This window comes from Salinarchaeum sp. Harcht-Bsk1, from assembly GCF_000403645.1.
Taxonomy (GTDB): Archaea; Halobacteriota; Halobacteria; order Halobacteriales; family Salinarchaeaceae; genus Salinarchaeum.
On the sequence record NC_021313.1, the window covers coordinates 1,673,855 to 1,697,718 of the forward strand.

The 23,864-nt window shown below is 68.4% G+C and carries 18 protein-coding genes; 14 read left to right on the forward strand and 4 right to left on the reverse strand.

Going from position 1 to position 23,864, the window contains the following annotated elements; all coding sequences use genetic code 11:
• The first annotated feature begins 120 nt into the window (after nt 1–120).
• Entirely contained in the window at nt 121–2,601 is a 2,481-nt protein-coding gene (locus L593_RS07575; RefSeq protein WP_020446356.1) for an ATP-dependent DNA helicase, read from the forward strand.
• A 130-nt stretch (nt 2,602–2,731) separates the two neighbouring features.
• Complete coding sequence (locus L593_RS07580; RefSeq protein ID WP_049893961.1) at nt 2,732–3,751, forward strand: AI-2E family transporter; 1,020 nt, start codon at nt 2,732–2,734, stop codon at nt 3,749–3,751.
• Nucleotides 3,752–3,775: 24 nt separating this feature from the next.
• On the opposite strand, the gene L593_RS07585 is transcribed toward L593_RS07580, so the two are convergent.
• The gene (locus L593_RS07585) at nt 3,776–4,939 is read right to left on the reverse strand and encodes a Fic family protein (protein ID WP_020446358.1); all 1,164 of its coding nucleotides are present in this window, start codon (nt 4,937–4,939) and stop codon (nt 3,776–3,778) included.
• A 248-nt stretch (nt 4,940–5,187) separates the two neighbouring features.
• On the opposite strand from L593_RS07585, the gene uvrB reads away from it, so the two are divergent.
• Both uvrB and L593_RS07595 read left to right on the forward strand, forming a co-directional pair.
• Entirely contained in the window at nt 5,188–7,284 is a 2,097-nt protein-coding gene (gene uvrB, locus L593_RS07590; RefSeq protein WP_020446359.1) for an excinuclease ABC subunit UvrB, read from the forward strand.
• A gap of 116 nt (nt 7,285–7,400) precedes the next feature.
• The gene (locus L593_RS07595) at nt 7,401–8,600 is read left to right on the forward strand and encodes a PQQ-binding-like beta-propeller repeat protein (RefSeq protein ID WP_020446360.1); all 1,200 of its coding nucleotides are present in this window, start codon (nt 7,401–7,403) and stop codon (nt 8,598–8,600) included.
• A gap of 30 nt (nt 8,601–8,630) precedes the next feature.
• Here the strand turns inward: L593_RS07595 and L593_RS07600 are convergent, their stop codons facing one another.
• Nucleotides 8,631–10,040 carry a Na+/Ca2+-exchanging protein gene (locus L593_RS07600; RefSeq protein WP_020446361.1) on the reverse strand — a complete coding sequence of 470 codons (1,410 nt, stop codon included), beginning with the start codon at nt 10,038–10,040 and terminating at the stop codon, nt 8,631–8,633.
• 423 nt (nt 10,041–10,463) lie between these two features.
• Between L593_RS07600 and L593_RS07605 the strand changes: the two genes are divergently transcribed.
• Both L593_RS07605 and L593_RS16405 read left to right on the forward strand, forming a co-directional pair.
• Nucleotides 10,464–11,324 carry a polymer-forming cytoskeletal protein gene (locus L593_RS07605; protein WP_020446362.1) on the forward strand — a complete coding sequence of 287 codons (861 nt, stop codon included), beginning with the start codon at nt 10,464–10,466 and terminating at the stop codon, nt 11,322–11,324.
• A gap of 269 nt (nt 11,325–11,593) precedes the next feature.
• Nucleotides 11,594–11,728, forward strand: a complete 135-nt coding sequence (locus L593_RS16405) for a hypothetical protein (RefSeq protein ID WP_255347045.1) — start codon at nt 11,594–11,596, stop codon at nt 11,726–11,728.
• Nucleotides 11,729–11,988: 260 nt separating this feature from the next.
• Here L593_RS16405 and L593_RS07610 read toward each other — a convergent pair whose 3' ends face one another.
• Nucleotides 11,989–14,217 carry a hypothetical protein gene (locus L593_RS07610; protein ID WP_020446364.1) on the reverse strand — a complete coding sequence of 743 codons (2,229 nt, stop codon included), beginning with the start codon at nt 14,215–14,217 and terminating at the stop codon, nt 11,989–11,991.
• 401 nt (nt 14,218–14,618) lie between these two features.
• On the opposite strand from L593_RS07610, the gene L593_RS07620 reads away from it, so the two are divergent.
• The 8 genes from L593_RS07620 to L593_RS16145 all read left to right on the forward strand — a co-directional run bounded on the left by L593_RS07620 (nt 14,619) and on the right by L593_RS16145 (nt 23,616).
• Entirely contained in the window at nt 14,619–15,842 is a 1,224-nt protein-coding gene (locus L593_RS07620; protein WP_020446366.1) for a CBS domain-containing protein, read from the forward strand.
• 207 nt (nt 15,843–16,049) lie between these two features.
• The gene (locus L593_RS07625; RefSeq protein ID WP_020446367.1) at nt 16,050–16,472 is read left to right on the forward strand and encodes a CBS domain-containing protein; all 423 of its coding nucleotides are present in this window, start codon (nt 16,050–16,052) and stop codon (nt 16,470–16,472) included.
• A gap of 251 nt (nt 16,473–16,723) precedes the next feature.
• Nucleotides 16,724–17,974, forward strand: coding sequence for an LEA type 2 family protein (locus tag L593_RS07630; protein WP_020446368.1), 1,251 nt, complete (start codon nt 16,724–16,726; stop codon nt 17,972–17,974).
• Between the two features lie 404 nt (nt 17,975–18,378).
• A complete protein-coding gene (locus L593_RS07635) occupies nt 18,379–18,708 on the forward strand; it encodes a ferredoxin family protein (protein WP_020446369.1) in 330 nt (109 codons plus the stop codon).
• A gap of 106 nt (nt 18,709–18,814) precedes the next feature.
• Nucleotides 18,815–19,672, forward strand: coding sequence for an electron transfer flavoprotein subunit beta (locus tag L593_RS07640; RefSeq protein WP_020446370.1), 858 nt, complete (start codon nt 18,815–18,817; stop codon nt 19,670–19,672).
• Between the two features lie 2 nt (nt 19,673–19,674).
• Nucleotides 19,675–21,354, forward strand: a complete 1,680-nt coding sequence (locus tag L593_RS07645; protein WP_020446371.1) for an electron transfer flavoprotein subunit alpha/FixB family protein — start codon at nt 19,675–19,677, stop codon at nt 21,352–21,354.
• A gap of 76 nt (nt 21,355–21,430) precedes the next feature.
• Nucleotides 21,431–23,092, forward strand: coding sequence for an FAD-dependent monooxygenase (locus tag L593_RS07650; protein WP_049894389.1), 1,662 nt, complete (start codon nt 21,431–21,433; stop codon nt 23,090–23,092).
• Nucleotides 23,089–23,616 carry a hypothetical protein gene (locus L593_RS16145; protein WP_020446373.1) on the forward strand — a complete coding sequence of 176 codons (528 nt, stop codon included), beginning with the start codon at nt 23,089–23,091 and terminating at the stop codon, nt 23,614–23,616. The genes L593_RS07650 and L593_RS16145 overlap by 4 nt, the downstream gene beginning before the upstream one ends.
• 27 nt (nt 23,617–23,643) lie before the next feature.
• Here the strand turns inward: L593_RS16145 and L593_RS15955 are convergent, their stop codons facing one another.
• Nucleotides 23,644–23,808: a hypothetical protein gene (locus L593_RS15955; protein WP_020446374.1), complete on the reverse strand. Its 165-nt coding sequence runs from the start codon at nt 23,806–23,808 to the stop codon at nt 23,644–23,646.
• Between the last annotated feature and the right edge of the window lie 56 nt (nt 23,809–23,864).

The following is a 23,864-nucleotide window of genomic DNA, read 5'->3' on the forward strand; positions in this document are numbered from 1 at the left end:
GGAAGACCATTGCCCCTCTTTAGAACGTGGCAGTTTCCCTCGGAACGGCCCGGAGTAGGACAGTACTACAGCCGGCCACGACTCCACAGCCCTTTACCCGATCGCGCGTCAGTCACGTCCATGACCGAGCCGTCGGACTGGCGGGCGATCTTCGGGCACGAGGAGCCCTACGAGCCCCAGGTCGACGGCGTCGAGACCGCGCTCGCAACCGCGCGCGAGGGCGGCTATCTCGCGCTGGAGGGCGCCTGCGGGACGGGCAAGACGATGCTCGCGCTCACCGCGGGCCTGCACCTCGTTCGCGACCCCGAGAGCGACTTTTCGCGGGTCCTCGTGCTCACGAGCGTCAAACAGCAACTTCGCCAGTTCGAGGACGACCTGCGACTGATCAACGAGGAGTTGCCCGAGGAATTCCGGCCCTACTCCGGGCTCACGCTCGTCGGCAAGGCCGACGTCTGCCCCTACAGCCGCGAGCACGCCGGCGGCATCGACGAGGAGAACGTCTACGATCGCTGTGAGGGTCTCCGGGATCGCACCCGCGGGCTGACCGGCGAGGACGGCGAGACGTCGGCGAGCCAGCTCGTCAGCGCTGCTCGCCGCCAGCAGATCGGCCTCGACGACGGCGCGACCCGCGGTGCGGCGGCAGCGACCTACCTCGAAACGGCCGGTGAACCGGCGCCCTATCCACGGGAGCTTCCCGAGCACGACGACGAGGTCGAGTACTGCCCGTTCTACGCGCAGTTCCTCGACGAACTTCCCGACGGCGCCGACAGCGACCCCGCGGAGGCGATCCCCTTCGAGTTCCGGGAGCGCGGCCTCATGGACACCGAGGACCTCGTCGGCCTCTCCGTCGAGCACGGCACCTGCCCGCACTCGATGATGGGGGCGTTGCTCGGGGAGGTCGAGGTCGTGCTCGGGAACTACTACCACGCGTTCGACCCGACGACGTCGACGGCGTTCACGGCCCCGATCCTGGACTCCGAGACGTTCGTGATCTGCGACGAGGCCCACATGCTCGAACCCCGCGTCCGTGACCTCGTCTCCGACGGCGTCGCGGACGCAACGCTGCGCGACGCGGAGGCGGAGCTCACCCGCGTGATCGAGCCACTGCGTGAGGGCCGGACCGAGGGTGGCGCCGACGAGCAGCTCGTGAAGAACGAGCTGGCGTCCGTCGACCTCACCCGGTCGGACCTCGAGTCGGTCCGCTCCTTCGTCCGCGATCTTCGCGAGTCCCTCGATCGGCGCGTCGTCGACCACCTCAACCGCGAGCACCCGGGCTGGCGCGACTCGCTGGAGGGGCTCCCCGACGAGGAGATCCCCCTGCGGCCGCCGGAATCGCCCCAGACCGACGAGATCACCGAGTGGGCGAGTCGGAACGGCCACGAGGAGGCGTGGTACCGCGCGGAGGCGGTCGGCGCGTTCGTCGGCCGACTCCTCGACGAGCACGAGGACGAGGAACGCGAGCGCGCCGCGCCCGCGGCGGGCCGGACGCTGGCCGCCTGGGCCCGCTGCGACCACGAGCACTACTTCCGGTCGCTTGCACTCGAGCGGACCTGGGACGCCACCCACCCGCCCGAATCCTGGCGACGCGCGTACAACGGCCGGCTCAACCTCCACAACTGCGTCCCCGGCGACGCCATCGGCGACCGTCTCGCGGACTTCGGCGGCGGCGTCCTGATGAGCGCGACCCTCGCGCCACTCGACGTCTTCGCGGAGGTCTCCGGCCTCGCGCACCTCCAGGCCGAGTACGACCGCCCCGTCGAGACCCGGCAGTACGGGCTCGACTTCCCCGTCGAGAACCGCGAGAGCTACGCCGTCGCTGCCCCGAAGTTCACCTACGACAACCGCGGCCCGCCACCCGCTCGTGGTGGGCTCGGCGGACCGCCCGACGGCGCGGCTGGCGACGCGGCGGCGGACGGCAGTCGGGCGGCGACCGGCAGCGGCGCGACGTCGTCGGACGGCTTCGACGGCGTCGGCGACGAGGGGACCCGCGCGGTCCGCCGGGCGTACCTCGACGCGATCTCGACGGTCGCCGACGCGCCCGGGAACGTCCTCGTCGGCATGCCCAGCTACGCCGAAGCGGAGTGGGCGGCGGCCGCCATCGATGGCGATACCCGGGTCGACAAACCGGTCCTGCTCGACGAATCGAGCGCCGAGTCCGAGACGCAGGCCCTCAAGGACGAGTTCTTCGCGGGACCGTCGAAGGTGCTCGTCACGAGCCTCCGAGGCACCCTGACGGAAGGCGTCGACTACCGGGGCGACCGGCTCGCGGCGGCGGTCGTCTGTGGCGTGCCGATCGTCGACACATCCAGCCCCCGCACACGGGCGATCCGGGCGGCCTACGATCGGGCCTTCGGCGGTGGCGAGCGCTCCGTCGGCTTCGAGTACTCGCTGACGATCCCAGCGGTCCGGAAGGCCAGGCAGGCGATCGGTCGGGTGATCCGCGGCCCCGAGGAGGTCGGCGTCCGGGTACTCGTCGACGAGCGGTACGCGCGCGAGGACTGGGACAGCGTCCGCCAGTACCTCCCCGTGGAGTTCGACGCCGTGTCGCCGGACATGCTCGACCTCGGCCTGGATCGGTTCTGGGATCGGCACCGTTCCTGAGCGTCGATAGCAGCCTCCTACCAGCCGAAGACGGCTCCTACGACCCCTCCATTTCGAGTGGAGATTGCCCCGCCACGACGTCCCTGTCCGGGGAACACGCTTTTGCCCGCAGACGCATTCTCACCGCCCAGTGCGTCGAACGACCGTTCTCGCCGGAGTGCTCGTCGCGACGGCGCTGCTCGCGGCGCTCGTCCTCCGGCAGGTGCTGACGACGATCTTCCTCGCGCTGACCGTCGTCGTCGTGGCCCGCCCGCTCTACCGCCGGCTCCTGAACCTGGGCATCCAGCGCCACGTCGCGAGTGCGATCACCACCCTGGCGGTGTTCGTGGCGGTGGTGGTCGTCGCCGCGCCGATCGGGTTCATCCTCTACGCCCGGCGCGGCGACATCGAGGACGCGATCGAGACGTTGCCCGACGACCTCACGCTCGCGTACGGCGGTGCGAGCTACACCGTCGAGACCGCCGACGTGCAGACCTACCTCACCGATATCGTCAGCGACGTCGCAATCGAAGTCCTCGGCAACGCGCCGCAACTCGTCCTCCTGCTGACGCTGTTCACCGTGGTCGTCTTCGGCGTCCTGCTCGGCCAGCGCCAGGTCGGCAAGGCTGTCGACGCGATCGTCCCGGCCGGCTACGAACGCGTCTACGCCGCGCTCAAACAGCGGACCGTCCACACGCTCCAGGCGATCTACGTCCTCCAGCTCGCGACGGGCATCGCGACGTTCGTCGTCGCGGTGCCGGTGTTCTACGTCCTCGGCTACGAGTACTACGTCACCCTGGCCGTGATCTGTGGCCTCTTGCAGTTCTTCCCGATCATCGGCCCCAGCGTCGTCCTCGCGGTGCTCGCTGGCTACCACCTCGCCCACGGCGACGTCGCCGACGCGATCGCCATCATCGGCCTGGGCGGCGTGCTCATCGCGATCCTCCCCGACGCCGTCGTGCGGCCGTACCTCGCCCGCGCGGCGGCGGACATGCCCGCGACGCTGTACTTCGTCGGCTTCATCGGCGGCCTGTTGAGCCTCGGGCCCGTTGGCGTGATCGCCGGGCCGCTCGTGGTGGCGCTGCTCGCGGAGGCCGTCGAGCTACTCGCCGAGGAGCTACGGAACGGCCAGCAGTCGGAGCTGCCGGACTCGGCCGACCCGCCGCAGTAGCTCCTGCCGTCCGCCGCCACTCGATCAGGACCGCACCACGTCCAGCACCGCCGACGCCTCGTAGACCTTGTTCCGCTGCTTGCCGGTCGTCTCCGTCACGATCCCCTCGGCTTCGAGCGCTTCGATCGCGTCGTAGACGGCGGGCTTCGAGCGGTCGGTCGCCTCGACGGCGCGCGGTCCCGTCAGGTACGGCTGTTCGAACACGTAGTCCACGAGCTCCCGGGCGACCGGCGAGGCGGGGAAGCGGGAGCGGTAGTCCTCGCGGAGGTCGGTCAGTTCGATCCCGCAGTCGTGCGCGTCGATGGCCTGTTCGGCGATGGCGTCGAGGACGAAGGTGCACCAGCCCTCCCAGTCGCCCTCCTGGCTCACCGCCAGGAGGCGGTCGCGGTACTCGTCGCCGTGCCGTTTGAAGTACGCGCTGAGGTAGAGGTACGGGCCCGGCAGCAGGCCGGCGTCGTAGAGCTGGAGCATCATCAGCAGCCGGCCGAGCCGGCCGTTGCCGTCGCGGAACGGGTGGATCGCCTCGAACTGGTAGTGCGCGATTGCGACGTCGACGACCGGCGGGTACTCACCGCGCCGAACGTAGGCCAGTAGCTGGTCGAGGAGGATCTCGACGACGTCCGGACTGGCCGGGATGAACGCTGCCGTCTCTGGCGTCCCGTCGGGCGAGCCGATGTAGACGGGGACGTCGCGGAGTTCGCCCGGAGCGTCGGCCTCGCCCCGCACGCCGCCGAGGAGGCGCTCGTGGAGCTCCCGGACGAGGTCGACGTCGATCGAACCGCCGCCGTCCCCGCGGCCCTCGTCCGCCCCGTCGAGATGGTCGAACCCCGCGGAGATCGCGTCGACGTAGTTGTAGGCCTCTCGCACGTCGGCGTGCTCGGCCGCGGAGCGGGCCGGCTCGGCGTCGACCTCGTGCTGGTAGATGTCGGAGATGGTGACGTTCGTCCCCTCGACCTGGGAGCTCATCGCCGCCTCGCGGTGGACGAACGGGGCGATGAGCAGCGTGGGGTTGTCGAGATCCCGGTGGAGCGTGGCGAGGCGCCCGAGCGCGTACTGGGCGTCGCCGTACACGTCGAAGAGGTCGTCCGTGTAGGTGAGATCGGGCGGGAGCGTCGGCGGGCGGTGACAGGCCAGGCCGTCGTAGTCGTCGAAGGAGCCCGGCCCGTCGGCGAAGTCGGTGGTGTCCACGGTGAACTACGCGTGGGGTGGAGGGGCCTTCAAGTTAGCGGAAGATAGAATATCTAACTATGTCGCCGGTTTTGGACGCAGTAGTAGCCATAGACGGCGATTCGTTGCCTGTGGGCGGAAAACCGGCTTCGACAGTTCGCGCAGCATGGCAGCGTGACTGACCGAGCAGGGGACCGGCGCCTTCGCGGCGATTCGTCCCCGTACCCGCGACCGACACCCTCAGGTGACTCCCTCCCCTGCGACCGTCAATGAGCGACAGCGGTCCCCTCTCCGCCGACCGCCCTGACGCCGAGAGCCCCTTCCGGGTCGACGCACCCTTCGAGCCGGCAGGCGACCAGCCCGCCGCCATCCGCCAGCTCGTCGAGGGCTACGAGACCCACGGCTACGACGACCAGACCCTCCTGGGCGTCACTGGCTCCGGGAAGACCAACACCGTCTCGTGGGCGATCGAGGAGCTCCAGCAGCCCACGCTCGTCATCGCCCACAACAAGACTCTCGCGGCACAGCTTTACGAGGAGTTCCGGGAGCTGTTCCCCGACAACGCCGTCGAGTACTTCGTCTCCTACTACGACTACTACCAGCCCGAGGCCTACGTCGAGCAGACGGACACCTACATCGACAAGGACGCTTCCGTCAACGACGAGATCGACAAGCTGCGCCACTCCGCGACCCGCTCGCTGCTAACCCGAGACGACGTCATCGTCGTCGCCTCCGTGTCGGCGATCTACGGACTCGGTGACCCCGCGAATTACCGGGACATGAGCCTGCAGGTCGAGGAGGGCCAGCAGATCGACCGCGAGGACCTCCTGGCGCGGCTCGTCGACCTGAACTACGACCGCAACGACGTGGACTTCACCCAGGGCACGTTCCGGGTGCGCGGGGACACGGTCGAGATCTTCCCGATGTACGACCGCTACGCGATGCGGGTCGAGCTCTGGGGCGACGAGATCGACCGGATCGTCCGCGTGGATCCCCTCGACGGCGAGGTGGTCGGGGAAGAATCCGTGGCACTGCTCCACCCCGCGGAGCACTACTCGATCCCGAAGACCCAGCTGGAGCAGGCGATCGAGGAGATCGAGTCGGACCTGCAGGACCGGATTTCGTACTTCGAGCGCCAGGGCAACCACGTCGCAGCCCAGCGCATCGAGGAGCGCACCACCTTCGACCTCGAGATGATGCGCGAGGCGGGCTACTGCTCCGGGATCGAGAACTACTCGGTCTACCTCTCCGATCGCGAGTCGGGCGACGCCCCGAACTGCCTGCTCGATTACTTCCCCGACGACTTCCTCACCGTCATCGACGAGTCCCACCGGACCGTCCCCCAGATCAAGGGCCAGTACGAGGGCGACCGCTCCCGGAAGCAGTCCCTCGTCGAGAACGGGTTCCGCCTGCCCACCAGCTTCGACAACCGCCCACTGACCTTCGAGGAGTTCGAGGAGAAGACCGGAAGGACGCTCTACGTCTCCGCGACGCCCAGCGACTACGAGCGCGAGCACAGCGGGCAGGTCGTCGAGCAGATCGTCCGTCCGACCCACCTCGTCGATCCCGCGATCGAGGTCTCGCCCGCGGAAGGCCAGGTCGACGACCTCATCGATCGGATCGATCAGCGAGTGAACGCCGAGGGGACGACCACCGACGAGGCCGGCGACGCCACCGGCGAGCGCGTGCTCGTCACGACGCTCACCAAGCGCATGGCCGAGGACCTCACGGAGTACCTCGAGGGCGCGGGCTACGACGTCGCGTACATGCACGACGAGACGGACACCCTGGAACGCCACGAGCTGATCCGCTCGCTTCGCCTCGGCGAGATCGACGTGCTGATCGGGATCAACCTGCTCCGGGAGGGCCTCGACATCCCCGAGGTCTCGCTCGTCGCGATCCTCGACGCCGATCAAGAGGGGTTCCTCCGATCCGAGACCACGCTCGTCCAGACGATGGGCCGGGCCGCCCGGAACGTCAACGGCGAGGTCGTGCTCTACGCCGACGAGGTCACGGACTCGATGGATCGCGCGATCGACGAGACCCGCCGCCGTCGCGAGATCCAGCGGGAGTTCAACGAGGAGCACGGTTTCGAGCCGACGACCATCGACAAGCCGATCGGCGAGACGAATCTGCCCGGCGCGGAGACCGACACGAGCTCCGTCGCGGGCGTCGGGCCGGAGGACATGGACGAGGCCGAGCGCCACGTCGAGGAGCTGGAACGGCGGATGGCCGAGGCCGCGGAGAACCTGGAGTTCGAGCTGGCGGCGGACATTCGGGATCGGATTCGCGAGATCCGGGAGGATTTCGAATTAGACGCGTCGGCGGGGGAGGGCATCGCGCCGGAGCCGGACGCGGAGTTCTGAGCAGTCCGCAGCTACTCGTCGGGTCTTGCGGCGTGGGCCCAGCTCATGAAGCGCCGGCAGTTGACGGCGGTTGGACACCGAACGATTCTTTGTACGACCTGCGGTCACTGATTCCAATGAACTACACCCGCCGGGATCTTCTCGCTACCACCGGCACCCTCGGCATCGGGACGCTCGCCGGCTGCACGGACGCGGTCCCGCTGCTCGGCGACGACTCCGACTCCGGCCCCTCGAGCCTCGAGAACGACGTTGCCCCCGACGAGTGGCCCGGCTTCCAACGCACGATCACTAACAGCGGCTTCGTCGAGGACGAGGCGAGGCCCACCAGCGAGCCTGCCGCGTCCTGGAATCGCTCGCTCTCCGGCGGCCTCAGCGACCAGCCCGCCGTCGTCGACGCGCCCGACAGCCGGCTCGCGATCGCGGTCACGGAGGAAGGGACTGTCCACGCCCTCGACGCGGCGTCGGGTGAGGACGTCTGGTCCCGAGAACTCGACGGCGCCAGCGGGCAGTGTCCAGCGGTAGCGCAGGGCCTCGTCGTCGTAGGGACCGACGCAGGCACCCTCTACGCGCTCGTCCTCGACTCCGGCGACTCCGAGTGGAGCGCCGATCTCCCGGGCCCCGTCTCGGGGCCGACCATCGCCGGCGACACGGTGTTCGTCGGGACCGCAGCGGACGAAGAGACGGGGACAACTCCTCACGCCTGCGCGGTGCCCCTCGAGAGTGGCGAGCTCGCGTGGTCCGTCGAGATCGCGGAGAACGCTGTGGACTACCCGGCGGTCGCAGGCGGCAACGTCTATTTCGGCGCGGAGTGGACCGCGGGGCTCCAGGGCCACCTCCACGCGCTCGACCCCGCCGACGGCACCGAGCAGTGGCACCGAGAGGGTGCTCGGATGCAGCCACCGACGGCGACCGAGGACTTCGTCCTCGCGCCCCATCTCAGCCCCAGGGTGTACGGCCACACCGGACGGCTGCGTGCGCGGAACTCCTTCAGCGGCCACGTGATCGGCTCGCCGGCAACCGACGGGGAGCTCTACTACACCGGGACGACCGGTCGGTACGTCTTCCCGAACGAACTGGTCGGCCCCGGCCCGGACTGGTTCACGGCGGTCGGGGGCCGCCCGACCGCCGCACCCGCGCTCACCGAGTCGACGGTCTACGTGACGCGGGCCGAAGACGACGTCGTGGCGCTGGACCGCTCCGACGGCGCGATTCGTTGGAGCTGGAACGCCGAGGGCGACGTGGTGACCGGGCCGACCGTCGCCGACGGCGCCGTGTTCGTCGGCACGGCTGAAGGGACGTTGATTCGCCTAGAGTGAGGGGGGAGCGACGAACTCGCGGTCGCCGGCTCAGTCTGTTGCCGTCTCCTCGCCCGTCCCGCCGAACCCGTACGCGTCCGCGATCGTCCGCTTCGAGCGCCCGGCAATTTCCCGGAGCGCGCCGCGCCGGCGGTAGAACAGCCAGGCCGACAGCAGGAGATACACGACGGTGTACCCCTCCAGCAGCAGGATCGAGTACTCCGTCGCCTCGGGCTCGCCGACGAGCCGGATAATGCCAAACTCGATCACGACCTGGGAGAAGAACAGTGCGAACAGCCCGACGGCCTCCTTCACCGAGATCCGGAAGTTCACGAGAATTGCGATGGCGAAGAGGCTCTGGGCGGCGGTGATCCAGATCTCGGCGGCCTGCTTGGAGTCGAAGGGCAGGGTGCCGTACTGGCCCAGGGCGATGGAGTAGACCACCGCGAGCGTCCCGATCAGCAGCGTCCACTGGTTGAGCTTCGAGGAGATGAGCGCGTTGAACGCCGCCGTGGAGCGGGCCTTGTTGACGAGGTAGGCGACGACGATCAGTTCGGGGCTCTCGCTGGCCAGCGGCGCGATCCACTGGATCATGAAGAACTCGGGGACGCCGTACTGGAGACCGATCTCCTCGAGGCCGTGAGCGAAGGGCTCGACGGCGGTGAAGATCATGATCCCGGAGTAGAGGAAGAGGGAGATCGAGGCGGCGGAGCGGACGGGGAAGGACTTGCGCTGGAGGTAGAGCGGAACGCCGACCTGCTCGTCGTGCTCCTCTACGTCGCCCCGGATGACGACGGAGATGTAGACGACGTAGAGCCCGACGAGGACGATCGTGTCGAGGGCGTCGATGCCGCCCATGAACGGGACGGTGAAGGCGACGGCGGTCGCGAGGAGGAGAAAGAGGATCTCGAGGGAGAGGTCCGGATCGATGCTGACGGCGCCGTCGCGGAAGCGGTCGGTGTCGGCGACGTTGGCGTCCGCGCGGCCCTGCCAGGCCTTCCAGACGGTGAAGAGGGCGATACCGGACCACCCGAGGCCGATGAGGATCCGGTTCGCCCCGGTCATGTTCGCCACGGCGAGGTTCGCGTCGTGACAGGCCCGGGCGAGTTCGGTCGACCCCTGTTCCATCGCGGACTTCGAGACGCCACTACAGGCCTCCGCGGTCGCCCCGCCGCTCCCCGCTTGCCACGCGTAGAGTGCGTCGACGGCGTACTCCGGCGCGACGGCGAGCACCGCGAGGACGGCGATCGCGAACGCTCTCGGGACGTCTTTCTCGGCGGTCTCGGCACCCCACGCGAGCAGGAAGGAGGCGCCCAGCACCGCGATCCCGCTGAGCGCGACGCGTGGGCCGACGCCGATGGCGTGGACGGAGCCCGTGAGGTAGATGAGCACCCAGGGAACGGTCAGTCCGAGTGCGAAGACGAGCGCCCAGATGGGATGCCGCAGACGATCGAATACCACTATCCGGGGTGACCCCGCGGAGGGTCCTTACTCTTTTGAAGCCGGTCGATCGAACTGCGTTGCTTCGGGGTGCATTTGCCGAACCGCGACCGCTGGAGTTGCGATGACAGCCGACCGCTTGAAAGCCCCCGACCGCTCGCCCGCTTACGCTCGCTGCGCTCCTCGGCGGACGGCTCCGCCTCCCGCCTGCGGTGCTTTTCTTCGCCTAAGCGGGCGAGCGGTCGGCCCCTTCCAGTCCCCACCCGATGAAGAATGCCGAATCGACCGATTCCTTGTGGATCGTCGCGCACGCTGGACCGGTGGAGGCTCCCCAGTGCAGCGCCGATCGGGGCGGATCGACCCGGCCGATTTCGCCTCGAAATCGCCCTCTGTCATACGGATGTCTGACGGCCGTTTATTACTATAGATGCCCACGTAGGTGGTATGACGCTCCGGAATCGGCCGCTCGACGAACTCGTGATTCCCGACGAGACGACCGTCGAGGAGCACGACCTGGTCACCGAGGGCGACGTGGTCGTCGGTGGACGGGGCACCGTCGAGTTCGGCGTCCGGGGCAGGAACGTGCTGGCCGGCGAGGGCACCGAGTTCGGCGGCGACATCGAAGCCGAGGCGGACTGCCGGCTGGACATGTGGTCCGACGTGGCCGGCAACGTCCTCGTCGGTCGCGACGCCTACCTCGGCGAGCGGGTGCACGTTGACGGCGAGTTGAAGGTCGCTGGCGACCTCGACATCGGCGACGACGTCGAGATCGAGGAGGGATTCGAGGCAAACGGCTGGATCGTCATCCGGAACCCGATGCCGACGATCGTCTTCCTGTTCGTCTACCTCTCCCAGCTATTGCGGATGGGTGAGGAGGACGCCGCCCAGGAACTCGTCGGCAACCTCACGGAGAGCGACAGCATGGACGCCGAGCCCCTGGTCATCCCGCGGGGCGCCCGCGTCGGTGACGAGACCTGGCAGACCGACACGCCGGCCCGGATCGGCGACGATTGCCGACTCCACGGCAACGTCCGAGCGACGGAGATCACCGTCGGCGAGGATAACGACGTGTTCGGGAGCCTCCGCGCGAAGGGCGACGTCGTCGTCGGCGACGGCACGACGATCCACGGCGACCTCTCGACGCGGAACGGCACAGTCTCGCTGGAGGGTGACGCCCGCGTGCTCGGCGACGTCGCCTGCTCGGATCTCGCGGTGAGCCGTGGCGCGGACGTCGACGGCACGATGCGCGCCAGCGGCGAGGTCAAGATTCTCGAGGGCGCGGCGATGCCCCACCTCAGCGACTGAGCGGCGTCCGTCGTCGATTCGTCGAGGACTCCACCGCCCCGAGCGGCGCGACCGTGGTGCCAGCGGGCAGTGCGCTCCGCCGCTGCTGGTAGGATTCACAGGTATCGACAGCCCGACCGGGTGCCGCCGCACCGCTACCCCGGCGCTGTCTACGAATTTGTAGCTTCACTACCAGAAGTACCAAATATGAATGCTTATTGCGGCTAATGTTATAGTCTCTGAAAGTTTTAGATAATAATACTTTTGTGCCCAATCAATAGCCATTCGCCATGTCCGAAACCAATGGCCGAATGGCGGCGTACCTCGCAGAGCACCCCCGAATGGTCGGCGCACTGTTCACGATCCTCCTGCTCCTCTCCCAGGTCGGCAGCGTCGCTGCCAACCAGAACTCGACGATCGGGTGATCGAGCGACTAGCGACGGTTGCATCGTTCGCGGCCGCTCGGATTTTTCGGCAGCGGTCGCCCCTGGAGCCACGCCGACGGGGCACGCAACGGTCTCGAGTAACGCGGCTAGCTGACTGAACTACCGGAGTAGCCGAGGCCTCGTCGACCGGCGACTCGTGGTGAGAACCCGCGAGCCTCGGCGACGCCTGCAGACTCGTCGATGGCTGCAGCATCGGCAGCGGTGAAACCGCGAGCAGCCAGTTCCGTCGCCGCGGTCACTCAGCCGGCGTCGAGGTCGATCTCGTCGCGCCAGGTGAGCTGCCCGTCGAAGCGAACGGGACCGTCGTCCAGCGCGAGGAACGCCTTGAGCGACTCCCCGTCGAGGCGGATCTCCTTCGAGCGACCGGAGGCGAGGTAGTACTCGTCGATCCCCTCGACGTGCGGGATGGTGAGGCCGCCGATCCCGGTCTCGGCACCGTACATGTCGAGCGTGACGGCGTACTCGTCGCCGCGGCGCTCGACGTCGATCAACATCGGCGTCCCGCCGGCGGTCTGGACGATCGAGAGGCTACCGTCACCGAGCGCGATGTAGAGCGCGCCGACGACGCTCTCCTCGCGTGCGAGCTCCAGCGCCGGGCGCAGCGGGAATCCGTAGTTGAGCAGTTTGGCGACGGCCCGACCGATGCGGACCGCGCCGTGGTTGACGACGTCGCGAATCGTGACGATGCCGCCGATCGCTCCCTGTTCGACCAGCCCCATCCCCTGGTCGTAGGACTGGCAGGCGTTGAGGAAGAACGCGTCCGTGCCGACCGAGTCCAGCGTCGCGACGTCGAGCAGCCCGTCGGCGCACTCGAAGCCGTCAGCCCTGATGTGGCCGACGTAGTGGAGGAACTCCCGCTCCTCGGCGAGGACGTCGGCGAGTTCGTCGGTCGTGAGGTCACGGTGGACGGTGACGTCGAACGGCAGGTTCGCCCGGGAGCCGTAGACCTCGTCGACGAGGTCGCCCTCCGCGGCCATCTCGTCGGCGTTGCAGACGACGGCGATGTCGACGTCGCCGGTCGTGGGCGTCCGGCCGATGCGGTTCTCGTAGGCCTCGGGAACGGCCTTCGTCGCACCGATCGGGGTGCCGCCGCCGACCCAGGTCCGCTCGAGTGCGTCGAGTCCGGTCGGATTCACGAACGTCGTATCGGCGGCCGCGGAGCCACGGACGAACGCGCCCTCGTCGCGTGCCTCCCCGTCGTGTGCTCCCTCGTCACGTACCCTCTCGTCGTGAGCGACCGCGGCGTCCGCGAGCGCAGCGCCGGCCGTCTCGAGTGCGGGAGCAGTCGGTTCGCCCCCGTCGCCGCCACGGAGGAGCCCCTGGACGCCACCGGACTCGACGACGGCGGCGGAGACGCGTTCCGGTTCGCCGACGGAGAGCACGGCGAGGTCGTCGACGAGGTACGGGAGCGTCTCGACGCCGTCGGCGGACGGGGCGAGCTGTGCCGCGTTGCGCCAGTCCGGCAGGAGGTCCGCGATCAGGTCGTGGGGGACGTCGAGGAACGCGGCGATCCGCTCGGCCTGGGGCGCGTCGTACAGGTCGGCGAACGGCAGCTCGATCCCGCGGGCATCGAGGCGCTCCTCGAGCAGATCGCGCTCGTGGAGGTCGACGCGGTAGAGCCCCTCCGTCCGCGTGACGCACTCGAGGAGGAAGATCCGTTCGAGTGTGCGCTCGACGCCGTCCTCGAAGGAGCCGGCGTGCTCGAGGCGGTGGTCGAGCCCGTCGCCGAGGAGCCGCGGCTCCGGGCCCGGCTCCACCGGCGCGCCGAGGTAGTACGCAAGCGGCGCGACCGGGAACGCGTAGCGGTACTCGGGTGGCACTTCGATCCGCAGGTCGTCGGCGGGCGGTTCGAGCCCCTCGGGAATCGAAAGCTCGGACCCGACCTCGACAGCGGGCGGGTGGCCTCGAAAGCTGCCGAACGCTCGCTCGGGAGAGGTCGTCTTGAGCGCCGACCCGAACGTCGAGATCGCCGCGAGGACGTCTTCGGGATCCGACGTCGTCGTGACCGTCGCTGCCGGCCGTTCGTGGGCCGATCGACAGCCGATCCCGACGCGGGCCGGCGAGCCGAAGTCGATCGCGGTCCCGTGTCCGTCGGGGGCGATCGAGACCGGCCCCTCGACGCGGAGGTACGTTCGGAGGATGCCGGTCGGTTCGAGGACGTAGGCGTCGGCCGAAAACGAGGCGGTCTCGCCGTGGTCGACCTCGGCGAGCATCTGCCCGTCTGCGTCCCGGACGATGACCTGCTCGGCGGTGGGCGTCGTCACGGACGCGGTCTCGACCGCGACCGCGGTCTCGACGGGGATCGGAAAGGCCCCGGGATCCAGCGGCTCCGGGGAGACCTGCGAGGGCGTGTGGAGCGACCGCCTGCGACGCTCGATCGGGTCGATGATCTCGACGCCGGGCGTCGAATCCAGCGACTCGAAGACGGCGGTGAAGCCGGCTTCGTGCTGGTGCTCCGGCAGTGCCATCGGTGACTTTGGAGATGGCCCGCCGACAGCAAAAGGGTGCCGGCTACGGCACGGTCGGTCGGAGCCTCGGCACCCGTCTCGGGCGCTCGAGCGCTGCCTCTCGGTGCCGCAAATCCACCCCGTCCGGCGACGCGTTCCTTCCCACACCGCGGGAACGACCCACGAACACTTTGGCCTGGAGGGCCTACTATCACATCTCGGCCGCACAGTGCGTCAGCCACGACGTCGGCCCGTGCCCGACGTCGATACTGCAGTCGGCGGTTATCGTCCGGCCACGGTGGCGATCGGTCGCGCTCGCCGTCGGGCGTTCGTTCGCGAGATCGCCCGACGCCTCAGCGTCGGCGGACCTCCGTTGGCCGAACCACGACCACGCGGACACGGCCACAGGCCGCTCACAATCCATGGACATCGCATCTATCGTTTCCGACGACTTCGTCGAGTTCACTCCGGATACCACCGTTTCGAAACTCGCTGGCACGTTCGACGATCCCGGCGTCAAGGGCGTCGTCGTGCGGGGCGACCAGTTCGAGGGCGTCGTGACCCGCCGACAGCTCGCCACCTCGCACCTCCAGCCCAACGAGACCGTCGGCTCGCTAGTGTGGCACGTCCCCAAGCTCGCCCCCAACGAAGACGTCCGAAAGGTCGCCCAGCTCATGATCGACAGCGACTCTCGCGTCCTCCCCGTGTTCGAGGGCAGAGACCTGATCGGCGTGGTCGACGTCGACGGCATCCTCGAGGCCGTCCAGGAGTTCCTCGACGCCGCGACCGTTGCCGAGGCCCAGAGTGCCGACCTCGTCTCGCTCGACCCCGACGCCACCGTCGGCGAGGCCATCCACGAGTTCCGCGACCGCCGGATCACGCACCTGCCGGTCGTCGAGGCCGACGAGGCGATCGGCATCCTGAGTCTCTACGACGTGACCGACGTCACGGTCCGGGCGGTGACCCAGAGCCAGGGCGGCGACGCGGGCGGTACCGACGCGTTCGGCGGCGAGATCTCCGCGAGCAGCGGCCGTTCGGGACGCGGCGGTTTCGGGGCCAGAGAGGGCGAGTCCGCACGGCTGCTCGACCTCCCGGTCCGTGACCTCATGGTCTCGCCCGTCCGGACTATCCACCCCGAGGCGACGCTCGAGGAGGCAGTCGAGGAGATGTTCGACGTCGGCGGCTCCTCGCTCGTCGTCACCAGGAACGGGAGCCCGCACGGCATCGTCACCAAGACCGACGTCCTCGAATCGCTGACGTGGGAGGCCGGGGGCAACAGGGGCGTTCAGGTCTACGGCACGGAGCTAATCGACGACGTGAGCTACGACGACGTCGTGGCGATGATCGACACGTTCGACAGCCGCGACGACGACATGAACGTCCTCGAGGCCAAGGTCCACCTCCACGAACACGACGAGAAACACCGGGGTACGCCGCTCCTGCTCGCCCGCATCCGGCTGCACACCGACCGCGGCCTCTTCGTCGCGTCGGGGGAGGGCTACGGTGCGAGCCAGGCGCTCAACGAGGCGCAGGACGTCGTCGAGCGCCAGATTCGCGACCAGAAGACCCACGGGAAGAGCAAGAAGCACCGCGACGAGGCGTTCTGGGAGAAGCGCTTCGGCTGGCTGCTCGAGGAAGCGCCCTGAGACGCCCGACGGGCCCATCGTTCGTCGAGCGACGCCGGAGGAGACGCCGTCACCCGAATCGACCCCGGCCGTCTCGTTGGAGCCGCTTTTCGCCGACTTCGCAGCACCGAAAAACCCTGATACCACGGGACACGTTCGGGTTGTCGGTGGACAACGGCTCGCTAACAATAGCGGGGTGTTCCCTATGCCGTGGTGGAGGATCTTCAAATGCCAATTCAGGACCTCGCTCGCGAGGACGTCGTAACCACAGGACCAGAGACGCCAGTACCGGACGTCGCTCGGATGATGGACGAAGAGACGGTCGGTAGCGTCGTCGTCACCGAAGGCGACCAGCCGGTCGGCATCATCACCGACCGCGACCTCGCACTTCGCGTCGTCGCGGAGTCGGCCAACCCGGCCGATCACACGGCGGCGGACGTCATGTCGACGGATCTCCACACCGCCACGCCCGACACGGGCTTCTACCAGGCTGCCGAGGAGATGCGCGCGAACGGCATCCGACGACTCCCGCTCTGTGACGACGACGGTTCGCTCGTGGGGATCATCACGTCCGACGACCTCAACGAACTGCTCGCGGACGAACACCAGGAGCTCTCGACAGTGCTCCAGGCCCAGCGCCCCTCGTACTGACGCGGGATCGCCATCGCACGGATCGAGCCCCGTTTTCGTCCGCCGCTTCCGCCGAAGCATCGCTGGCCGCGGCAGGCGAACCACCCCGCCCGATCTCTCACTTCCGTTGTACCGCCCGACGTCGTTGCTGACCTCGGCCGCCCGACGCGGCTGCTGCCGCCAACCGCCCGAGGCCGCTGTTGAAGCGGTGCCTACCGCTCGATACAAAGCCCGCAGCCTTATCCTACCCGAGCGGATCTATTCGGTAATCAATGTCCGATAACGGATCGCCCGGAGAGGGCGCTGACGCCGCGGACGACCCCCTCGCGGGAGGTGGAACCGGAACGGACGCCGGGGCAGCGAGCCAGGCGGCCGGTGCGTCGAGCGAGAGTGCGCTCGGTGCTGCCGCAGGGACCGCGAAGGCAGCGCTCGCCCCGCTCGTCGCCTCGAAGCTCCGGATCTTCCTCCTGTTCCTCGTCGCGACCGGCGGGCTCCTCGGCGGTGGCTTCGCACTGGGCGTGCTCGGCGCACCGGCGGTCAACGGGGTGCAGAACGACTTCGGGAACGTCACCGAGGACGAGACGACCATCCTTACGAACGTGTCCGTCCAGAACCCGAACCCGATCGGCCTGTCGCTGGGCGGCGTCACCATCGACTACCAGGTCTCGATGAACGACGTTCGGGTCGCGAACGGGACGAAGAACGGCGTCTCGATGGGGAGCGGGAACTCGACGATGCGTCTCGAGACGACGCTCTACAACGATCGGATCCCGCCGTGGTTCGCGAGCCACGTCCGCAACGACGAGCGGACCGCCGTGAACATCGACGCGACCATCGACGCGTACGGGTTCACCCGGTCGATCAGCCAGCAGCGCGAAATCGATACCGACATCCTCGGCTCCTTCTCCTCCACCCAGGATCGGCCGATCGACGCGAACCAGCCGCTGATCTCGGACCCTGTCCTGGTGGTCGAGGAGACCGACGCTAGCTGGGGGACGGTCTCCCGCGAGGAGACGCCGATCGACATGTCGTTCGCGATGTACAACCCCAACACGCAGCCGATCGCCATCTCCGAACTCCGGTACAACGTCACGATGAACGACGTGCTCGTGAGCCAGGGTGCGACGGAGGATCCCTTCGTTATCCCGGGCGGGACGCGCAACACGCTCCACGCGACGACGGCGATCCAGAACCAGCGCCTCGACGAGTGGTGGGTGTCCCACCTCGACGAGTCTGTCTACGGCCACCAGGTCAGCCAGTTCCGGATCGACTTCACCGCGGTCGTCGAACTCCCAACCGGCGAGACGGTGGTCGTCCCGCTCGACGACCTCGCGTACGAGGACTGGATCACGACCGACCTCTTCGACGAGGGCGGGTCGGTCGGCGTGCCGCCGAGCGAGCAGTCGGGCGACGGGAGCGGCTCCGAGGGCGGGAATACGTCCGACGACGGTACCACCGACGACGGCAACACGACCGACGGCTCCGGTGGCAACGATTCCGACGACGGCGGTTTCCTCGGCTAGGCGACCCGGTGCAGGGACGAGTTCGCGTCACTGCGTGCGGGATCCGCATCTCCAATCGTCGATTCGCGATTACCCGCTGAGACCGTTGCTTCGAGATCCGCGCTCGAATCGATAAATCGGTCCCTGCGCTCGTACCGGGGCGTCGAGATCCCCCGATCGATCCTTCGCTGCTATATCAATCCTGCGTCGCGCGCGACTCACGCAGCCCGCGACGGTGATTCATTTCCAGGCAATCGACGTGAATCGTCGGGCAGCGCCCCCGCCAGTTTCCTGGGGACTGAATCGCCATCGTGACGCGTCTCGAAATCGGAACGCGTGGCCGCGGTATCGGGGGCGGCGAGCCCTTGGTATGAGATGTCACAGCGAGCGATTTAAGTGGTCGCTGAACCCCGTCCTAGCCACCAATGGCGATAGACCCGAACTTCGAGGAGAACCGCGAGGTCGTCGACGAGCACGAAGGCCACGACGTGTGGGGGCCAGTCGACGAGCCCGAGGAACTCGGGATTCACGGCACCCACGTCGCCGTGGACTTCGACATCTGCATCGCCGATGGCGCTTGCCTGGAAGACTGTCCCGTGGACGTCTTCGAGTGGGTCGACTCGCCGGACCACCCCGAGAGCGAAATCAAGGCCGATCCCACCCACGAGGAGCAGTGCATCGACTGCATGCTCTGCGTCGACGTCTGCCCCGTGGACGCGATCGACGTCGACGCAGGTCGAGCGGGTCGCAAGTGAGCGGTCGGGGGAGCGCGTCGGGCGTTCGCGACCCGTCGCAGCGGGGTCGCGAGCGCTCGATCACGACGGAGGCACCGAGTACGAACGCACCGACGCTGACTGACAGATGAAGCTACTCGCACTCACCAAGGGCGTACCGGACTTCAGCGAGGGCGCCGTCTCTTTCGACGAGGACGGCCACCTCGAGCGGGGGGACACACCCACCGTGATGAATCCGAACGACGAACAGGCACTCGAGGCGGCCCTGCAGACCAAGGTCCGCCACGACGGCACCGTCGGCCTCATGAGCATGGGGCCGCCGGGGTATCAGGACATCCTCGAAGAGGGAATGCGGTCGGTCTACGCCGACGAACTGTACCTCCTCTCCGACCGGGAGATGGCCGCCGCAGACACCTGGGCGACGGCGATCACCGTCGCGACCGGGATCGAGCAGATGGAGGAGGAGCCCGACATCGTGTTCGCGGGCTTCAAGACTGCCGACGGGGAGACCGGTCACACTGGCCCACAGACCTGCTGGGCGCTCGAACGGCCGCTGATCACGCACGTGATCTCGCTGGACGTCGACCCCGACGAGGAGATCGTCCGCGCGAAGCGACTCGTCAAGGGCGACGTCTCCGAGATCGAGACCGTCGAGGCGCCGATGCCGTGTGCGATCGTGACCGACCCCGAGTTCGAACCGGTCTACCGCAAGGCCGAGCACCGCCTGAAGCACAAGGACCTCCGCGCCGAGACCCAGGAGCGCGTCGAGAACGCCGAGGAGCACCTCACGGTCTGGGACCACGAGGACCTCAACCTCGACCCCGACTACATCGGGCTCGACGGCTCGCCGACGATCGTCTCCGGCGTCGACCCGATCCCCAAGGCACCGGACGAGCGCGAGGCGACCGTGATCGAACAGGACGACCAGGAGGGGATGCGCGAGGTCGTCGAGGAGATCACGCAGTTCGCTGCGGGGGGTGACTGACGATGCCCGAGATCGACCCCACCGAGCACGAGATTTCCGAACTCGGCCCGAAAGTGAACCAGGTCGAGGACGTCGACGAACTCCAGGAGATGCTCGAACTGGAGGAGGGCGGCGAGGACCGCACCCCGGTCAAGACCCTCATCGAGAGCCGGATCGAGACGCTCGAAGCCGAGGACGAGGAGCCCGAAGACGCCGGCGAGGTCGACCTGAGCGAGAAGACCACCGCCGACGTCGGGAACCTCATCCGGGACGTCGACGAGGTCGAGGACCTCGAAGCGCTGCTCGAACAGGAGGAGAGCGGCGAGGACCGCGACTCGGTGAAGCGCCTGATCAACCAGCGCATCGACTCCGTCCAGGGCAGCGACGACGACGGCGAGGAGGAAGAGATCCTCCCGCCGGAGGAGGCCCACCCCGACCTCGACCACCCGACGGCGGACAAGCGCCACGTCCGCGCCCTCGAGGACGGCGAGTACCGCGACATGTGGGTCTACTGTGAGACCCAGCACGGCGAACTCCTCGACGTCTCGAAGGAGATGCTCGGGAAGGCCCGCGAGCTGATGGACGGGTACAACGAGGACTACGACGAGGCGGAGAAGGTCGTCGCGGTCGTCATCGGCGACGACGCCGAGCCGATCGCCGAGGACACCATCGAGTACGGTGCCGACCTCGCGGTCTACTACGATGACGAGCGCCTCGACCGGTTCCGACACAAGCCCTATTCCGAGGTCTTCTGCGACATGGCGCGGGGCGCCGGCCACCCCTACGGCCGCGAGGACCGCCCCGACGAAGACTGGCACGACTACGACGAGCCACGCTACGCCATCTTCCCGGCGACGCACAACGGTCGGGACCTCTCCGCGCTGGTCCAGGCCGAACTCGACTCCGGGCTCGCCTCGGACTGTTCGGACCTCTACATCGAGAACGAGGTCATCTCGAACCCCGTCAAGACCGGCGCGAAGGACAAGGTGGAGTTCGAGCGCGTGCTCCACATGCCCCGCCCGGACTTCTCCGGGTTCGAGTACTCGACGATCCTCTGTCTGGACTCCCCGCGACGGGAGTTCCACCCGCAGGGCGCGTCGGTGATCCCGGGCAAGTTCGAACTGCCCGACCCCGACCCCGAGCGCGAGGGCGAGGTCGTCGAGCACAGCTTCGACCTCGACGACGCCTGGCTCGACGTCGAGGTCACCGACCACGACCGCCTCGAGGGCGGCGTCGACCTCACCGACCACGAGGTCGTCGTCTGCGTCGGTCGCGGGATCGACCGCAATCCGACCGAGGGGATCGAACTCGGCGTCGAACTCTCCGAAGCGTTCGAGGACGGCGCCTTCGGCCTCACGCGCGGCGTGATCACCTCCTCCTTCCAGTTCGCCGGCCACGTCGAGCAGTACACCGGCGAGGACCGCCAGATCGGCGAGTCCGGGCAGGAGGTCGAACCGGACCTCTACATCGCCGCGGGCGTCTCCGGGGCGATCCAGCACAAGGTCGGCTGCGAGGAGTCGGACACGATCGTCGCGATCAACACCGACGAGCACGCGGACATCCGCGACTGGTCGGACTACTACATCCACGGCGACCTTTTCGACGTGCTGCCCGCGTTCACCGAGGCGGTCGAATCCGGGAGCGTGGACTCGGCGCTCGAGGAGTTCGGTGCGGTGCCGGCCGCGGGTGGTGACGATGACTGAGCGAGCGGCTGCGGACGACGACGTGCGTACGGACGGCGGGACCGCGACGCAGCGCGTCGCGACGGACGGAGGATCCATGGACGAGCACGAACACTACGAGGCGATCGTCGTGGGCTGTGGCCCCGGCGGCGCCGCGGCGGCAGCGGCACTGGCAGCGAACGACGTCGAGACGCTCGTGCTCGAACGGGGCGTCGACGCCGGTTCGAAGAACGTCTCCGGCGGGCTGATCTACGCCGAGGAGTCGGCGCCGTACACGATCGACGACCTGTTCCCCGACTTCCGCGAGGAAGCCACGGAACGGCCCGCCGTCGAGTACAAGATGCACAACTGCTCTGAGGAGAAGGTCGCGACCTTCGACCTCGAGTCGATCCACAACAAGGGCACGGAGTGGTGTGACGCCGTCCTCCGTCGGCACATGGACTCCTGGCTCGCAGAGCAGGTCCACGAGCGCACGCGCGAGACCGGCGGCGGCCTGCTCACCGACGTCCGCGTGAACGGTCTCCTCCGCGAGAACGGCGAGATCGTCGGCGTCACCTGCGACGAACTCGACCCGATCACCGCGGACCTGATCGTCGCGGCCGACGGCGTCAACTCCGAACTCGCCCGCGACGCGGGCCTGATGGACTGGGAGGAGCCCGACGACTGGTTCCAGGGCGTCAAGGCCGTCGTCGACATGGATCGGGAGACGATCGAGGAGCGCTTCGACCTCGACGGCCCCGACGACGGCGCCGCCCACCTGTTCTCCGGCGACCTCTTCGAGGGCGTCCGGGGCGGTGGCTTCCTCTACACGAACGAGGACTCGCTGTCGATCGGGACCGTCTTCCACCTCGACTCGATCGCCGACGAGCGCGCGGAGCCCCAGGACCTGCTGGACGCCCTGCTGACCCACCCGCTACTCGACCAGTGGTTCCAGGGCGAGTACGACGAACTTGAGTACTCCGCGAAGCTCGTACCCGACTCGAAGAAGGTCGCGAACCCCTCGCCACACCAGGGGCGCCTGCTCCTCGTCGGCGACGCCGCCGGGCAGATGCAGGCCCAGGGCCCGATCATCAAAGGGATGAACCACGCCGTCTCCGCCGGCGGACTCGCCGCTGAGGCGTTCCAGGACGCCAAGACTCGCGGCGATCCCAGCGCGGCGGGGCAGCTCTACGAGCAGAAACTGAACGACGAGGGCGTGATGGACAAGCTCCGCCCCACGCGCTACGAGGCGACGAGCTGGCTGTCGGAGAGTTCCGTCATGACCTCGATCGGTTCGGCCGTGCTGAACTCGCCGGTCGGCCGGTTCGGCGTGAAGACGTTCGACGGCCTGCTCGAGAAGTCCTTCAACTCGCCGTTCGTGCTCGGGATGATCCCCGACACGAAGATCTCCTACGTCACGGTGCCGACCGTAATCGGCGACGTGCTCGGGGAGCCGGTCTCCGCCGAGCACGAGATCGAGCCGCCGGACCTCGCGGATCGCATCGGCGACCTCACCTACGACGTGGGCGACCCCCACATCGAAGTGCTCGACAACTCCTACGAGGCCAGCGGCACGGCGGTCACCGCCTGCCCGGTCTCCGCGGAGGAGTTCGGCGGCGGCTGTTACCGCTCGGAGACGATCGAGACAAACGGCGACACCGAACGGGTCGTCAGCCTCGACACCCAGCCCTGCGTCGAGTGTGGGACCTGTGCCGTCGTCGCGGACACCCACTGGGAACACCCCGCGGGCGGCAAGGGCGTCGAGTACAAGCAGGGATGACCGACGACGGCGGTGGGTCGACGGGTGCCGACGGCAGGCGCGCCGCAGCGGCGAACGGCGTTGCGGACGCGGCGACCGACGCTGCCGACGCGGCGAGCAGCGCCGACGCTCCACCACCGCCGCCAGGCGTCCCCGACGCCACCGAGATCGGTGCAGACGTCCTCCGCGGCGACGCCGACGGCCTGGAGGAGCGGGTCGACGACCTCCACGACGTTGCACAGGACGCTCGCGAGGCCTTCGAACCGCCCGAGGACGCCGCCGAGCGTGCGCTCGCGTACTGCCGCCACGGCCTCTGGCCGGTGCTGGCGGTGTACGTCGACCGTCGCGGCGCCGGTGCCGCGCTCGGCCAGCCCCACCACGACCGGCTGGAGGTAGCGTTGAACACCTGGCTCGAACTGTACGCGCGGAGCTACGGCGGGGATCACTCGTTCGACTTCAGCGTCCGCGAAGCCGCGGAACTGTTCGTCTCGACCCACAACGTGCTCGACGTCGCACAACTGTTGACGGACGTGCCGGAGCGCTAGGTCGGCGGGGCTGTCCGGATCCGCTTCTCAAGGGAACTCGTCTTCGGCGTCCTCGAGTGGCGCAGCGACCACGCCGTCCTTCGAGGCGATCGTCCGGGCGTGGGCGGCACAGACGTCTCTGTCCTCGGCCCACGGAACGTGGACGCGTACTGCGGCCGGGCGGTCGCAGTCTGCTTCCGCACACCGGGCCATACTGGTACACATCGGGTCCGCGACCACGACCCTTTCGACGGCAGCCGGTTTTTACT